This window comes from Adlercreutzia sp. ZJ141 (assembly GCF_011038965.1).
Classification (GTDB): domain Bacteria; phylum Actinomycetota; class Coriobacteriia; order Coriobacteriales; family Eggerthellaceae; genus ZJ141.
The window spans coordinates 154661-169227 of the sequence record NZ_JAAKEB010000001.1 but is presented as its reverse complement, the minus strand read 5'-3'; the positions used below and the strand labels follow the sequence as shown (position 1 = coordinate 169227).

Below are 14567 nucleotides of genomic sequence, written 5' to 3'. Positions count from 1 at the left end.
TGTTTACAAGCCTTGCGAAAGCGCGAAAACACGCTCGCCCAGTCGGAAATGCCGACTGCCATTTTACCGATGTTCGCGTTTCGACGGATGCTTATCATAGTAAACGGATAAATGAGAAAGGATTTCCCCATGAGTACGTTTTTGGACAGCATGATCGAGAGGGCGCAATCCGACAAGCAGACCATCGTCCTGCCTGAGGGAAACGACGAGCGCACACTCATCGCAGCAGAAAAGATTCTTGCAAGCGGCATTGCCAACCTGGTCATCTTAGGAGATGTTGATGAAATCCGCTCAAGCGGATACGCGCTCGACGATGCGCGCGTCATCGATTACCGCACGTCCGATTTGCGCGAAGGCTACGCCAAAATGCTGCACGACCTGCGCAAGCATAAGGGCGTCACACCTGCCAAGGCACTCGAGCTGCTAGATAACTGCTTATACTTCGGCGTGATGATGGTGAAAGCAGGCGATGCTGATGGCATGGTTGCTGGCGCCTGTCACTCCACCGGCGACGTGCACCGCGCAAGCCTGCAGATTATCAAAACAGCTCCTGGCGTAAAGCTGGTCAGCTCGCTGTTCATCATGGACGTACCCGACTGCGACATGGGTGAAAACGGTCGCTTCTTGTTCTCCGACTGCTCGCTGGAAGTCCAGCCAACGGCGGAGAACCTGGCACACATTGCTGTGAACTCCGCACGCTCGTGGCGCTCGCTTATTGGCACTCAGCCTGTTGTTGCACTCCTGTCGCACTCCACCTGGGGCAGCGCAAACAACCCGGATGCCGGCAAGGTGTACGAAACCTACAAGATAGCCAAGGAACTTGCCCCCGACCTGATTATCGATGGCGAGCTGCAGCTTGACGCCGCCATCGTGCCGAGCGTAGCCGCCTCGAAAGCACCGGAATCCCCTGTGGCAGGGCGCGCAAACGTGCTGGTATTCCCCGACCTCGATTCGGGCAACATCGGCTACAAGCTGGTACAGCGCCTGGCGAAGGCCGAGGCCTACGGTGCCATCACACAAGGTTTGGCAGCCCCGGTAAACGACCTGTCACGTGGATGCAGCCCCGACGACATCGTTGGCGTGGTTGCCATCACCTGCGTGCAATCACAAGATCGCAAGAAGAAGCTTGCCGAAGGCGAATAGCGTAGGCATAAACGGTTTTCAGAAAATGAACCGGCGCCTTATTGGTACCGGTTCATTTTTGCCGTTCGGGTGAAAGTAACCTTACGACAACGTAGTGTCGCGTACCTCGTCATCAACAGAACCAGACAACTCGCCCATAAGCACGTCAACCTTCTGCTGAGCATTGGCAAGACGCCCCTGCAAGCTACCGAGCAACCGTACGCCGCGCTCATAGCTCACCAGGCTTTCCTCGAGCTCAAGTGTGTTGCTCTCGAGCACCGAGACGATGCTTTCCAGCTCGGCCATCGCCTCGCGAAACGACAACTCTTCGATGGGCTTCACTTCCGACATGGCTCTTCCTCCCATTTCTCGAATCCTGAATCAACGACACGTACGTCTTCAACCACACAATGCAACTGGCCATCGGAGATATCAACACGTACACTCGACCCACGCGCAACATGACGCACGCTCTTCAGAATTGCGCCGTTCTCATCGCGTGCGATGGCGTACCCGCGAGCAAGAACTGTTAATGGCGACAGATCATTCAACCGAGCAGCGGCTACGCCCATCTGTGCGCGAAACCGATCACACAACCCCGGACCAGCAATTGCAAGCCGCTTGCCAGCCAAGTGCAGTCGCGCGTGCTCGTCCCGTAACCCATCACTTGCCGCACCTGCCATGCGGGCACGCAGAGCCGCCATCGCACGACCTTGGTCCGCAAAGGGCGCTGTGAGCAAATGCTGGAAACGAAGATGCATCGCGAGCACGCGTTGCTCGTCGCGACGAAGCGCATCGGGAAGTGCCCGCGACAAACGATCAGCATAGAGGTCAACTGCTTGGAGGGCGGGAGCTAACGCATAAGAGGCATCCGATAACGATGGGCGGGCAGCCAAAGCGGCAAGCCGGGCCGAGGAAAGCTCCAACCTGCGCGCGAGCGTGGCGTGCATGGCGCGCCCCCGCATGCTAAGCAGTGCATACACGTCGGCAAATGAAGGCGATACGGCGTCAGCCGCGCGTGCAGGCACCGAAGCACGCACGTCAGCCACTAAATCTGCCATGGTGGTATCAGGTTCGTGACCAATACCCGTGACCACGGGAACCGGACAGGCGGCAATAGCGCGAGCAAGCACCTCATCGTTAAAGGGCATCAGATTCTCATATGACCCACCGCCACGCACGATGAGCACCACCTCGGCACCTGCAGCAACAACGGCGTCAATCCCCTGCATAATGCCCGCAGGAGCATCCTTTCCCTCAACCGCCACACCGGCAAGCTTCACACACGCCAGCGGATAACGATGCCGCAAAGTGCGTAGCACGTCATGCACCGTGTCGCCTCTAGGCGACGTAACCAGCCCGATCGTTTCCGGGTAAGCCGGCAACGGACGCTTACGTGCGTCGCTGGTAAGCCCTTCAGCCGCAAGACGCCGCTGTATTTGCGCGACACGCATGCGCAGATAGCCCTCGCCCACAAGCGATAAGGCAAACACGTTGAAATTCATAGTGCCACGCGCCGCGTACAGCGTGAACTGACCCGACAACTCTACCTTCTGGCCGACGGCAAGCTCAACGTCCGTTTTGCGGTAGCGGTTGTTCCACATAAGACACGGAAGCGCCGCATGCTCGTCTTTCACCGTAAAGTACACCGCTTTATAGCCAGGTTTATCGGATACCTCGGACACTTCGCCCACCAGGCGCACAGTCACACCTTCAAGCGCACCTTTCGCCAGTGCCATAGCAGACGACACCGACATTGCCTCGCGCGTCGGCTCGGTCTCCTGCTGCTCGCGCACATTACCTGCACGCATTGCCTGTGACTCTCCCATGTGCGACGCCGCTAATCCTGACGCTGCCCGAGCAGCCATAGCAGCTGCAGAATGCTCGTAAGCGCTGCGGCAACGTAGGTGAACGCGCAGGCGCGCAGTACCTTCCACGACCCCGCACGCTCGGCTTCTGGCAGCGCGCGCGCCGACATGTACGTCATCGCACGATGCGACGCGTTGAATTCAACCGGTAGGGTGACCAGCTGAAACAACACCGCAAATGAATAGAGCACGATTGCAAGAGTCACAAACCCCGCAAGGTTCAGCATAATGCCCAAAAGCAAAAGAAACATCCAAGAATTTGACGCCAAGTTCACCACCGGCACCATGGCAGAGCGCACCTTCATAGGCGCATACCCCTCGGCGAACTGATAAGCATGCCCCACCTCGTGGCATGCGGTAGCCGTTGCGGTGACACTGCGGCCGTCATAAGCATCGGGTGACAGCGTAACCGAATTGCTTCGAGGATCGAAAAAATCTTGCCCTGGGCCGCCGCGCAACACTTGCACGCCACTGATTCCGTAGTATGCAAGCATCTGACGGGCAGCTTCCGCGCCGGTCAGACCGTTTGATACGGGCACGTTTGAATAGCGCTTCAGACTCGAGTTCACCCACCAGGTGGCAACACCGCCAATAGCGAGCGTCACGAGAATGAGCAGTAAATAGCTTGATGATAGCATGATGTGTTCCTCCGTCCGTTCTGTTTCGTTCGCATTATATCGAACGTCTGTGCGTTTTCAAAGCAGAGCGAAAAGTTGTAAGAAACATCCGCAAAAGCGTCGCCGAAGCGTTACTCGCCGGGCGCGTCAATACGGCGAACCTCCACGCCGTTCTTGCCAACCTGCAAGCACACGCGTCCTTCCAACAAATCAACCAGCTCGTCTCCAACAATAGTGCGGCGCCATCCACGCAATACGTCAACCCGCGTGCGGTAGCCACGCGCAAGCCGTACCAGGTCGTCGTGGGAAGCAAGCGTCTGAAACGCGATATCGTTTTCCCGGGCGCGCAAGCGCACAAGCGCGTTTAACAAATCGAGCTCAATGTCGACATTCGGCTCGCTCTTCGCGGATCTTCCCAAATCAGGCCACGTTTCGGGCGGAGCATCAAACGCCGAAGCCATGAGGTCAGCAACCGTACGAGCATCCGACATTGACAAACGCTCCTGCACCCCGCGCACCATGAACAGCTGATCGCATGTGCGAGCCTCACGTCGACACGCCTCTACGATTTGTTCGTCAGTGAGCACCCACTTACGGGGAACGTCGCGGCGTTGCGCCTCGAGCTCGCGCCATGCAGCAACCTCGCGCGCTGCACTGAGCTGCCGATGAGACAGCTGCGACACTCGCTTCAAACGGCGGAAGCGTTCCCGCACGTCAATTTCGTACTTCGCCGGATCCGACATCTCTTCGAATTCATGGTTGAGCCATGACGCGCGCCCTTTGTCCCGCAGCTCGTCGCACATACTGCGATACATCGCAGGTAGGTAGCGAACATCGTCAGCGGCATACTCAAGCTGCGATTCGGAAAGCGGGCGGCGCGACCAATCGGTGAACGAGTCGGCTTTCTTTAGCGCCACACCGCAGCGCATATGCACGAGCGCCGCATACCCGATCTGCTGCGTATGCCCTAGCACGGCAGAGGCCGCCTGCGTATCGAACACGGGAGTGGGTAGCACGCCCACCGCATGCAGCAGAATCTCGAGGTCCTGTGACCCGGCATGAAAGAGCTTCACCACATGTTCATTCAACAAAACATCGCGCATTGGCGACAAATCACGCACTTCAAACGGGTCGACAATGGCTATTTCGTCGTCAGTTGCGAGCTGCAACAGGCACAATCGGGGGTAATACGTCTTCTCCCGTAGGAACTCGGTGTCGATGGCGAGCACACTCGAACGCTCGGCCCGCCTTAAAAACAACGAAAAAGTATCCTGATCGATTATGTACACCAAACCATCCTCACGGTACTGTATGCTTTACTTGAGACACGTTTATAACCCGACTATGATAGCAAGTGGAGGCGTTCTGTGAAACTGCTTGTGATTAACAACCTTGCATCCGGTCCAGGCGATGGGGGCATTTATGATTTTGCCCGCGCTTTTCTCGAAGACGGTGACGAAATGGTGGTGCGCGCAACCGACGGCGCAACCCCGATCGCCAACCTGCTTTCCAACGCAAGCGACTTCGATGCCGTGGTTGCCAGCGGCGGCGACGGCACGGTGACCGCCGTTAGCTTCGCGCTTGCGAACACCGGCATCCCCATCCTACCCTTCCCGGCAGGCACAGCAAACCTGCTCGCCATGAACTTGGCTCAGCCCGACGAGGCACGCGTGCTGGCCAAAATCACACGACAGCGCACCTGTCTTGAATTCGACCTCGGCGAGCTTGAGTTCGATGGCCACACCGTCGGCTTCGGCATGATCGCTGGCGCGGGCTACGACGCCAAAATCATGCAGGATGCACAGCCCAACAAGAAAGCGCTCGGCGCCATCGCTTATGCCGGCGCTGCACTGGCGAACCCCCTTCCGCAGGTATCACACTTCACGCTCACCCTCGACGGCCGCACCGTGGAAAGCGACGGTATTGGCGTGTTGATTGTCAACTTCTCGAGAATCCAGTTCGACATCCCCCTCACCCATGGCAATAATCCACGCGACGGCAAGTTTGAAGTTGCAATACTCAAGGCCCAAAACGCCTTCGAACTCATACCCGCGCTGCTGGCCGGCATCCTCGACCGCGAGGGCGACTTCCCCGGCCGAAGCGACTCAGTGGAAGTACATAAAGCGCGGGTGGTTCGTGTTGAAGCCGACCCTCCCATGAACATCCAGTTCGACGGCGAAGTGATCGATGCAACCACCCCCTTCACCGCACGTGTGCTCGAAGGAGCCGCAACGTTCATCATGTCAGAAGAAGGTTACCGCACCTTCAAACGCGCTGAAGACGAAGAAGGCGACGAAGACGAACAGGTTAGCAATACCGAAAGCGAATATACAGAAGGTACCGATGCTGACAAGACCCAGCAAACCAGCAACGACACCTTGAACAGTGACGCCAGCGCGCCCGGCAACAATGCGAGCGCGCCGCACGCCAACTTCGCCTAATTCTCTTCGACGATCTCGCCTTCGACCTCGATCTCAAGCGGATCATCAAGCGCTGCCCTGGCACCGTCAGAGGCGGCCATGAGCTGCTTGAAGGAAGCAGCATCCTCACCAGCGACAGGCATCATCACGTACACGTTGTTGCCGATAATGACAGGCTGCACGCGCTCACGCTCAGGTGCACCTTCCTTGCGAGCGCGGTTGGATTCGCCGTCTTCACGAAGAACCTCACGTTCTTCTGCAAGCCGCTGCTCGAGTTCGGCACGTACGGCGTCGAGCTGACGGTCGGTATCAGATGCCCACCGCTGCTTCCTCCATGCGTGCAGCGCCGAGTTGTAACGCATCTGAATGAGTTCGAGTACGAACGCGAACACCATGGCGAAGTACACCATCAGCTTCTCGGCGTGCATGTCGAGCACCTCAATGCCAGAATTGATACCCATACCGTCAAGCACAAGCAGCACACCGATAACGACAATGAAACACAGCGCCAGAATTTTCATTTCGGCGTGCTTGTTGATGAAATTGGATATCGGGTCGATGAAGATCATCATCAGGATGACAGCAATCATGACCGCCAGAATCATGATGATCAGGTGATTCGCCAAACCCACCGCGGTGATCACCGAGTCGATGGAGAACACGATATCCATGACCATAATGGTTCCTACCGCCTGGGGCAACCCGATGCGCCTTGTGGCATGTTCCCCGCCACTCGTTTCGGCCTTCAGCTCGGTGAGCGCCAACACTTCGCGCATTTCAATGATTCCCTTATAAATAAGGTACGCGCCACCAGCGAACAGCACAATGTCACGCACCGAGAAGCCATGAGAGAAAGCACCTAGGTCGATCGTGAACAGCGGATTGGTCATATGCACCAAATACGACGCGAAGCATAAGAAGATAACACGCGACGCGAGCGCACCAGCCAAACCGAGCTTACGTCCGATATGCTGCTTTTCCTCGGGCAGACGATCTGATGTAATAGAGATAAACACCAGGTTGTCCACACCCAGCACGATCTCTAAAAACATGAGCGTCACCAAGCTGATCCATGCCTCTGGGGTCAAGAATATCGAAAAATCCATGCGTTATTGCTCCTTCCATCGCTCAGCCCACCCACGCATACAGGCCACAAAAAAGACCCGCAGCGCAGCCATGCGCCACGAGTCTCGTTATTTCAGGTACGCCAGGCGAATGATCGCATCCGCCATGATGTTGAACGCACCGCATATCGCTATGCCAACTACTCCCTCATGGGTTGCATGCATCCTATCACGGGTGCGCGCTGCGACAATGATATAATGCCCGCAGCACGATAAATTTACAAACCTCCCTTCGCAAGGAAGCAATCTCATGTCGCTTTTTCAACTGAAGCCCGAAAGCAAGCGCTACGTCGAATCGGACGGCCCCATCCGCTACCTTGATCCGGGCCACATCGATCGTCCCATCAGCATGCCACGCGTACAAATTGCCATTATGGCTGCGTTCGTGCTCGTAGGTGCCATCATTGCCTGGCAGCTGTACAACAACATTGATGATGCCGTATTCGGAGCAGCAGAGCGCAAGCAGCAGGAAATTGACGCGAACCTCGCCCGCGATATTGCCTTTGATGCACCGGTTATTTCCTCTCTTGTATACCTTGACGACAACACCATACGCCAGACATTCACCGACGCTGGCTACGCCATGCACGAGTATTCCGATCCGGCCGACTATCCTAATGGCGGCTTCGAATCGGCCCGTATGCCCGCCGACATGAACTACGACGAAGCAGTGGCACTCTTTGACCAGGGAATCGCAAGCCTTGATGCGGTCGAGGCGTCAAAACTGCTCAAGGGGATGTGGATGTATTCGGTCGACCGCACCGAATACTTAGACATGCGTGTGCGCTACGTTGATTTCGCAAGCGGGTCGCTTGACGCAGCCATTGATGCAGCCATGATGCAACAGGGGCTTTCCGCCGACACCATGCTCGCTGAGAACGGCTCCGGCGTCGATGAGGTGGGTAACACGTTCAAGGCAGGCACTCTTGACATCGATGGCGTTATCTATCAGTGGCGCGTATCGGCCGTGCCGCTCTCCGACATGTACGGTATCTCAGGTTTGCCCGAAAACGCCGTGTATGTGGGTGTGCGCCTGACAGCGTAGAAACAACAGCGACGTAAGGAAACGCTGATTGATTTCACCATCCCTGCGTTTGCAGGGAGGTGCTTGCGCAAGAACCCAGGCACTCACAGAATAGTAAAGCGCCCCGCAAATCCGAGTGGTCGGCGGGGCGCTTTTACATTGCTGGAACAAGCCAGCGTGCACGTTAAAATGCGTGGTTTTACAGGGCCTTCTTGGCAACCTCAACCACAGCGGCAAACGCCTGAGCGTCGTTTACGGCCATGTCGGCGAGCACCTTGCGGTCAAGCTCGACGCCAGCCTTCTTCAGGCCGTTCATGAACTTCGAGTAAGACAAGCCGTTCAGACGCGCGGCAGCGTTGATACGGGTGATCCACAGACGACGGATCTCGCGCTTCTTGTTGCGGCGATCGCGGTACATGTACTGCAGAGAGTGCTGCACCTGCTCCTTCGCGGACCGGTAGGAACGGGACTTCGCACCATAGTAGCCCTTGGCACGGGTGAGAACAGTACGACGCTTCTTGTGAGCGTTGAGTGCGCGCTTAACACGAGCCATTGATGATCACTCCTAACAATTAACGAAGGCCGAGGTTGCGGGCGACCACCTTGCGATCGCTCTTGGCCAGTTCGGTTTCATGACGGAAGTTACGCTTACGCTTCGGGCTCTTCTTGGTGAGGATGTGGCTCTTGTAACCCTTGGCGCGCATGATCTTGCCGCTTCCAGTAACGCGGAAACGCTTCGCCGTACCGCGATGAGTTTTCATCTTAGGCATTATTCGTCCTTCCCTTCAGTCTTGTTTGCTTCCTTTTTCCTTTTCGCCGAATTCGGCAGCGGGGCGATGAGCATGTGCATGTTGCGCCCCTCCATCTTAGGCTGATTCTCGATGGCCGCAATGTCTTTCAGGTCGTCAGCCAAGCGCTCCAGAATGGTCAAACCTTGTTCCGGATGAGCCATTTCGCGACCGCGGAACATGATGGTGATTTTCACCTTATTCCCCGCCTCGAGGAAGCGCAGCACGTGCTTCTTCTTCGTCGTGTAATCGCCCACGTCGATTTTGGGCCGGAACTTCATTTCCTTAATCTCGATCTTGCTCTGGTTCTTGCGAGCCTGCTTTGCCTTGATGGCCTGGTCGTACTTGAACTTCCCATAGTCCATAATGCGGCAGACGGGAGGTGTGGCGTTCGGAGCGATCTCCACCAGGTCGAGCCCTTCGTCATCGGCAATCTGTTGAGCCTGGCGCGTGGGATAGATGCCCATCTGCGTTCCGTCATAGCTGATCAAACGGCACTCACGTACCGTGATCTGCTCGTTGAGCCGTGGTTCTTGCGCTGCTATGGCGCTCACCTCCCAATCCTTGGCGCTTATCAAGCGCCTATCGAAAAAAACCGTCTGCTTCGGGCAGACGGTTCTCATTCGCATTACGCCACGAAAGGCTATTCAGAATGACCCATCAGCTGCCGAAGCGCCAAAACAGGTGGAGGGAACTCCCTCGCTTGTTATCAGCCGTTGCATTGTAGCAGCCTTGACGTGTCGATGCAAGTATGAATTATGCATTCACATATATGTAGAGAACACGTATTGTGTCGTTCAAATTGCCGGATGTATTCGCGGCAACGTAATCGTATAGCAGTACCGCGTCCCACGAATGCTCGGCGCCATCAACCGTACCCGTCCCAGAGAACGAGCACGTTTCCTTCATGAGCGTCGTGCCGTCGGTATCGTATGTGGAATAGTCGCCCTTGTTCTCAGGCAACACTGCCGCACCGTCATCAACCGACAAACCCGCTTCACGCAGCGCGTTTTCGATGATGTGTTCGCTTTGCACTGCATCAGCAAAGCTTAAGGACCCGTACCCCAAAGCAGACGTTGCAGCCGAATAGCCCGCTCGGATAACCGCACCGTCAGCATTTAAACTTAAGAACACCGATGGCGTACCCGAACGTGTGTCGGCAGGTTCATCGGTTAAAGCAAGCGTGACCTCGGTCTTAACATCGCTTCCCTCTTGGTCAACCTCGCGCGTGGCGGTTACTGACGCGCCGTGCCCCACCTTCGCGATGGCTTCATCAAGTGATACCCCCAGCAAACCCGTCAGGTTCACGACGTCGGTCTTTTTGGTGGACCCAGCCGCCACATCGCTTGTACCCTCCTGTTGCATGGCCCCAACCTCTTGAGCACTTTGTTGTTCTTGGGTTTGCTGGGAAGCAAGCGTTTTACTCTCGGTGAAAAGCTGTACCGAGAAGTACCCAAGAGCAATCACTAACAGTACCAACAACACAATCACAGCGATGAGTACCTTGCGCATGCGGCGCGACTTGTGTTGATACTGTCCAGCACCCGCATTGGACACAGGGTATGCCACGTTCGGCACCTGCTCATCTGTGCGCCCGTGACGCCCGTGGCGGCCGTGACGCGGCGTATCCACAGCTTCCGCGGCGAATCTGCCTTCTTCCTGAAGCGGGTCTGTGGGCGTACGCGCAGGCATACCAGACGCCGTTACCGGAGCGAACGCCTCGGTTAAGCCCATGCGATTACCCGAATCGTCATCGAGTTGCGGCGTGGTAGGAGAAACCGGCGCAAACGCCTCGGTGAGCCCCATGTGGTTGCCGTCGTAGTCGCTCCTGCGCCCCCGCAGTGCCTTGAAATTGCTATCAGCAGCATGCTTTGCCATAGTCACACCTTTCAACACGCGCACGAAGAGGTGCCGCACGCGTTGCGGCACCATATATGTTGCGCGGACAAAACCTTCTTCTTCGCCCCTACCGGCACAACGCGCAGTAGATAATGGCGATTGCGCACAAGATCACGCCAGCGATAATGGTTACCTTCTGCGCAATCGGCATGGGAGTGCCCTCAAGATCGGCAGCCGTGGTCACATACCGACCACCATCTAAAGACTGATCAGTGCCAAGTCTTGCGTCCTGCTGCTCGCCGTCCGTCTCAACCACCAACTCATCGGCGTCGGTATCAGCGTCGAGGTCAGCGTCAGCAACGTCAGCAACAACGATGTCTGCATCTGTGTCAGCTTCGGCAGAATCGTTAGTACCGTCAACAACATCGTCAGATCCACTCGCACCATCAACCCCGTTTTCACCTGCGAGTTCGTTTGCAGCAGACGCGTCTTCAACCCACTCATCCTCGCGAGGTTCGCGGATGCCTGCCTGGATAACGACATCATCTTCGTCATCGTGAACAGTTATGAACGAGAAGCCCGGTGAGCCCTGCGTCATGGAAATCCTTCCGCCGATCGATCAGAAATGATGTTTCGAATTATAATTCATGCCGCAAAACGACAGCGCACCAAGCGCACCGAACCACAGGAAAGGCATTGCCATGTCACTTGAATCCATTGCCCGCGCATGCGGGTTCACCTTGCAGTCAACCGAACAGCTGCCCGAAATTCACGGCCTGGCACACGTCATGCTGCACGACGCAAGCCAGGCAAAATTGCTGTTTCTGGAAAACGATGATGCAAACAAGGCGTTCTCTATCGCCTTCCGCACGCCACCTGCCGACGACACTGGGGTTTTCCACATCCTTGAGCACTCGGTACTCAACGGCTCGTCCCGGTTCCCCGTGAAGGAGCCGTTCGTTAACCTGTTGAAAACATCCATGCAAACCTTCCTGAACGCCATGACGTTTCCCGATAAGACAATGTATCCTGTGGCGAGCACGAACGAGCAAGACCTCATAAACCTGATGGACGTCTACCTCGACGCGGTATTCCATCCCGCCATCTACCACAACAAAGCAATCTTTCAGCAAGAAGGCTGGCACTACGAGCTTGTAGATAACACGTGTTCCGAAACCGACGATGTGTGCGAAAGTGACGACGCTGCGGTGGAAGCCCGTACGCTGCGTTGGAACGGTGTGGTATTCAACGAAATGAAAGGCGCCTTATCAGACGCCGAATCGGTGCTCTACGACACCTTGCAGCAGCTGCTGTTCCCCGACACACCCTACCGCTTCGAGTCGGGCGGTACGCCAGAGGCTATCCCCACGCTCACCTACGAACGCTTCTTGGAAGAACACGAACGGCATTACCGCACCGACAACAGCTACATTATGTTGTATGGCAACCTCGATATCGCTCGCATGTTGACCTTCCTCGATACGCGCTACCTCACACCTGTGGCCATCGAACAGCGCGAACACGCGCGTACACGCGGCAGCGAGCTTACGCCCCGCGAACTGCGCCTTCAGGCACCCGTGCGCACCGACTACGCCGCTAAGCACATGGCATGCGCACCCGAGAACGCTTGCGCAGCCATTGGGTGTGTCATCGGGTGCGCCCGCGACCGGGTGCGCGTGATTGCAGTGGATGTTTTGCTTGACGCTATCATGGGTTCAAACGAAGCGCCGCTCAAGCGTGCTTTGCTGGACGCCAACCTTGCGGCCGACGCGAACGCCTATGTAGCCGACTCGCTACTGCAACCCTTCGCCGTGGTGGAGCTGCGCGGCATCCATCCCGAAAAAACGCACGAATTCCGCCGCGTGTTCGACGAAGCCATCCATGCACTCGCAAACGGTGGACTTGATCATGCATTGCTCGAAGCGGCAATCTCGCGCAACGAATTCATCCTACGCGAAGGGAACTTCGGCATTCCCAACGGCATAGCATATGCCACCGCATCGATGAGTGGCTGGCTTTATGACGACGATATGCCTACCGCCTACCTGCGCTTTGAGGACGCCATCGCTTACTTGCGCGAACACCTTGACGATGATTGGTTCGAAAACCTTATTCGCGAGGTATTCATCGACAATGCGCATACTGCCCTCGCTGAGATTGTGCCCACTGAAGATGACACGAGCGCGAACGAAGCCCGTCGCCTGGCCGACATCGCCGCAACTATGACGGAATCCGACTTCGAACGCATTGAACAAGACGAACAACACCTGCGCGCCATGCAGGAAACCCCCGATACCCCGCAAGCAGTGGCGACCCTTCCCCGCTTAGCGATAACCGACATCGCTGAGCCGGACCGCGAGCCAGCCTACGAGCTTGTACGCGCAGGTAGCGTCCCCTGCATCCGTCACAGCGTTGAGACGAACGGCATCGTGTACGCATACCGCTACTTTGACCTCAACTGCGTGAGCTTCGAAGAGCTTCCCTACGTGTCGCTTTTAGGGTCGCTTTTGGGAAAGATGGATACCGCACGACACACCGCGCAAGAACTCGACACCCTGATCAACGGGCGTTTAGGCAACTTATCGTTTTACCAGCGCGTACATGAGGACGCTTTCGACGCATCCGTCGTGCGCCCTTTGTTTATTGTCAGCGCAAGCGCACTCGCGCCGCGCGTCGATTACCTGGGTGACCTCTCGCGCGAGGTGATGCTGGAAACCGACTTCTCCAACACCGACCGTATCCTTGATGTGCTGCGCCAGCGCAAGGCCGCTATGGAGAACGCCTTTGTGAATGCCGGACACACGTGTGCTATGGCGCGCCTGCGATCGTACTACCTGCCTGCTGGCCTGGTTGAGGAACAGCTGGCAGGCACCGATATGTACCGCTTCGTGAAACACCTCATAAGCAACTTCGATCAAGCAGCTCCAACCCTACCCACAAAGCTCACCGAGCTTGCCGCGCGCATCTTCACCGATAACAACCAGACACTCAGCTTCGCCGGGCCGTACGACGCCTGGAGCACCTTCGCCGAAAAGCACGTCGCTTTTGGCCACACAAACGTGCCGGATGTAACCGATGGTCATGCCGCCGTACGCGATGTGCGTCTTCATATTCCCGAACCGCACACGAGCAATGAAGCGTTTATTGTCGCTTCCGACGTGTGTTACGCCGCAGCTGGGTTCGACCACCGCCTGATCAACTGCGACTATTCGCCGTCGTGGTCGGTTGCCGCACGTGCTTTGAACTACGATTATCTGTGGAACGAGGTGCGCGTGAAGGGCGGTGCCTACGGAGCAGGTTTTCAGGCCGCACGTGCTGGCGCAATGCGCTTCTACTCCTACCGCGATCCGCACCTTGATCGTACGTGTGAGCGCTTCGACAGCGCTGCCCAGTGGCTTGAAAGCTATAAGCCCGACGCTGACGAGCTCGAGGGGTACGTGGTAAGCACGGTAGCAGCCATCGACAATCCGCTTCAGCCCCGCGCGATCGTCAAGCGCCAGGCTGCCGACGTGTTTGCCGGCCGCACGTGGGATGATCGCCTACACGACCGAAAGCGCGTAGTAGGCACCACGCTTAATGATGTACGCTCGCTCACCACACCCCTGCAAGATGGTATGAAGCACGGTGCAATGTGCGTGTTCGGGAATCGCAGCATCATCGAGTCGTCGAAACGTTCATGGAACGTCATCGACTTGATGAACGACTAAATTCGAGTTGTACGCCTGCAAGAAACTCCTATAATATGTTGCCGAACTTATGACATAT

At 56.6% G+C, this 14567-nt stretch carries 14 protein-coding genes; 4 read left to right on the top strand and 10 right to left on the bottom strand.

The genetic code is table 11. The features are described 5' to 3' along the window. The first annotated feature begins 129 nt into the window (after positions 1-129). Positions 130-1143 (top strand): phosphate acetyltransferase, encoded by a 1014-nt coding sequence (gene pta, locus G7Y44_RS00740; RefSeq protein WP_165045347.1) that lies wholly within the window; start codon positions 130-132, stop codon positions 1141-1143. A gap of 81 nt (positions 1144-1224) precedes the next feature. Here pta and xseB read toward each other — a convergent pair whose 3' ends face one another. From xseB to rnd, 4 genes are all read right to left on the bottom strand, one after another. After that, positions 1225-1473, bottom strand: a complete 249-nt coding sequence (gene xseB / locus G7Y44_RS00735) for an exodeoxyribonuclease VII small subunit (protein WP_165045345.1) — start codon at positions 1471-1473, stop codon at positions 1225-1227. Then, on the bottom strand, positions 1461-2933 hold the full coding sequence (gene xseA / locus G7Y44_RS00730) for an exodeoxyribonuclease VII large subunit (protein WP_241159114.1): 1473 nt from the start codon (positions 2931-2933) through the stop codon (positions 1461-1463). Before xseA ends, xseB begins: the two co-directional genes overlap by 13 nt. Before the next feature lie 29 nt (positions 2934-2962). Beyond that, complete coding sequence (locus G7Y44_RS00725) at positions 2963-3628, bottom strand: zinc metallopeptidase (RefSeq protein WP_165246737.1); 666 nt, start codon at positions 3626-3628, stop codon at positions 2963-2965. Positions 3629-3738: 110 nt separating this feature from the next. Next, positions 3739-4896 carry a ribonuclease D gene (gene rnd / locus G7Y44_RS00720; RefSeq protein ID WP_165045339.1) on the bottom strand — a complete coding sequence of 386 codons (1158 nt, stop codon included), beginning with the start codon at positions 4894-4896 and terminating at the stop codon, positions 3739-3741. Between the two features lie 78 nt (positions 4897-4974). Here rnd and G7Y44_RS00715 point away from each other — a divergent pair, with 78 nt between their 5' ends. Beyond that, on the top strand, positions 4975-6048 hold the full coding sequence (locus tag G7Y44_RS00715; RefSeq protein WP_165246735.1) for a diacylglycerol/lipid kinase family protein: 1074 nt from the start codon (positions 4975-4977) through the stop codon (positions 6046-6048). Here G7Y44_RS00715 and G7Y44_RS00710 read toward each other — a convergent pair. Next, the gene (locus G7Y44_RS00710; protein ID WP_165246733.1) at positions 6045-7133 is read right to left on the bottom strand and encodes a TerC family protein; all 1089 of its coding nucleotides are present in this window, start codon (positions 7131-7133) and stop codon (positions 6045-6047) included. The genes G7Y44_RS00715 and G7Y44_RS00710 overlap by 4 nt on opposite strands. Positions 7134-7401: 268 nt before the next feature. Here G7Y44_RS00710 and G7Y44_RS00705 point away from each other — a divergent pair, with 268 nt between their 5' ends. After that, entirely contained in the window at positions 7402-8196 is a 795-nt protein-coding gene (locus G7Y44_RS00705; protein WP_165246731.1) for a teichoic acid transporter, read from the top strand. Between the two features lie 178 nt (positions 8197-8374). Here G7Y44_RS00705 and rplT read toward each other — a convergent pair whose 3' ends face one another. The 5 genes from rplT to G7Y44_RS10360 all read right to left on the bottom strand — a co-directional run bounded on the left by rplT (position 8375) and on the right by G7Y44_RS10360 (position 11400). Next, complete coding sequence (rplT, locus tag G7Y44_RS00700; RefSeq protein ID WP_165246729.1) at positions 8375-8728, bottom strand: 50S ribosomal protein L20; 354 nt, start codon at positions 8726-8728, stop codon at positions 8375-8377. 19 nt (positions 8729-8747) lie between these two features. Then, positions 8748-8945, bottom strand: a complete 198-nt coding sequence (gene rpmI / locus G7Y44_RS00695; protein WP_165045330.1) for a 50S ribosomal protein L35 — start codon at positions 8943-8945, stop codon at positions 8748-8750. Then, the gene (gene infC / locus G7Y44_RS00690; protein ID WP_241159113.1) at positions 8945-9517 is read right to left on the bottom strand and encodes a translation initiation factor IF-3; all 573 of its coding nucleotides are present in this window, start codon (positions 9515-9517) and stop codon (positions 8945-8947) included. Before infC ends, rpmI begins: the two co-directional genes overlap by 1 nt. A gap of 202 nt (positions 9518-9719) precedes the next feature. Then, entirely contained in the window at positions 9720-10841 is a 1122-nt protein-coding gene (locus G7Y44_RS00685) for a histone-lysine N-methyltransferase (protein ID WP_241159111.1), read from the bottom strand. 88 nt (positions 10842-10929) lie between these two features. Then, complete coding sequence (locus tag G7Y44_RS10360) at positions 10930-11400, bottom strand: hypothetical protein (RefSeq protein WP_241159110.1); 471 nt, start codon at positions 11398-11400, stop codon at positions 10930-10932. Between the two features lie 103 nt (positions 11401-11503). Here G7Y44_RS10360 and G7Y44_RS00675 point away from each other — a divergent pair, with 103 nt between their 5' ends. Continuing rightward, positions 11504-14509 (top strand): insulinase family protein, encoded by a 3006-nt coding sequence (locus tag G7Y44_RS00675; protein WP_165246725.1) that lies wholly within the window; start codon positions 11504-11506, stop codon positions 14507-14509. The last annotated feature ends 58 nt before the right edge of the window (positions 14510-14567 follow it).

Coding starts and splice junctions, on each gene's coding strand:
- pta (WP_165045347.1), top strand. CDS start 130: ATGAGTACGTTTTTGGACAGCATGATCGAGAGGGCGCAATCCGACAAG.
- xseB (WP_165045345.1), bottom strand. CDS start 1,473: ATGTCGGAAGTGAAGCCCATCGAAGAGTTGTCGTTTCGCGAGGCGATG.
- xseA (WP_241159114.1), bottom strand. CDS start 2,933: ATGCGTGCAGGTAATGTGCGCGAGCAGCAGGAGACCGAGCCGACGCGC.
- G7Y44_RS00725 (WP_165246737.1), bottom strand. CDS start 3,628: ATGCTATCATCAAGCTATTTACTGCTCATTCTCGTGACGCTCGCTATT.
- G7Y44_RS00710 (WP_165246733.1), bottom strand. CDS start 7,133: ATGGATTTTTCGATATTCTTGACCCCAGAGGCATGGATCAGCTTGGTG.
- G7Y44_RS00705 (WP_165246731.1), top strand. CDS start 7,402: ATGTCGCTTTTTCAACTGAAGCCCGAAAGCAAGCGCTACGTCGAATCG.
- rplT (WP_165246729.1), bottom strand. CDS start 8,728: ATGGCTCGTGTTAAGCGCGCACTCAACGCTCACAAGAAGCGTCGTACT.
- rpmI (WP_165045330.1), bottom strand. CDS start 8,945: ATGCCTAAGATGAAAACTCATCGCGGTACGGCGAAGCGTTTCCGCGTT.
- G7Y44_RS00685 (WP_241159111.1), bottom strand. CDS start 10,841: ATGGCAAAGCATGCTGCTGATAGCAATTTCAAGGCACTGCGGGGGCGC.
- G7Y44_RS10360 (WP_241159110.1), bottom strand. CDS start 11,400: ATGACGCAGGGCTCACCGGGCTTCTCGTTCATAACTGTTCACGATGAC.
- G7Y44_RS00675 (WP_165246725.1), top strand. CDS start 11,504: ATGTCACTTGAATCCATTGCCCGCGCATGCGGGTTCACCTTGCAGTCA.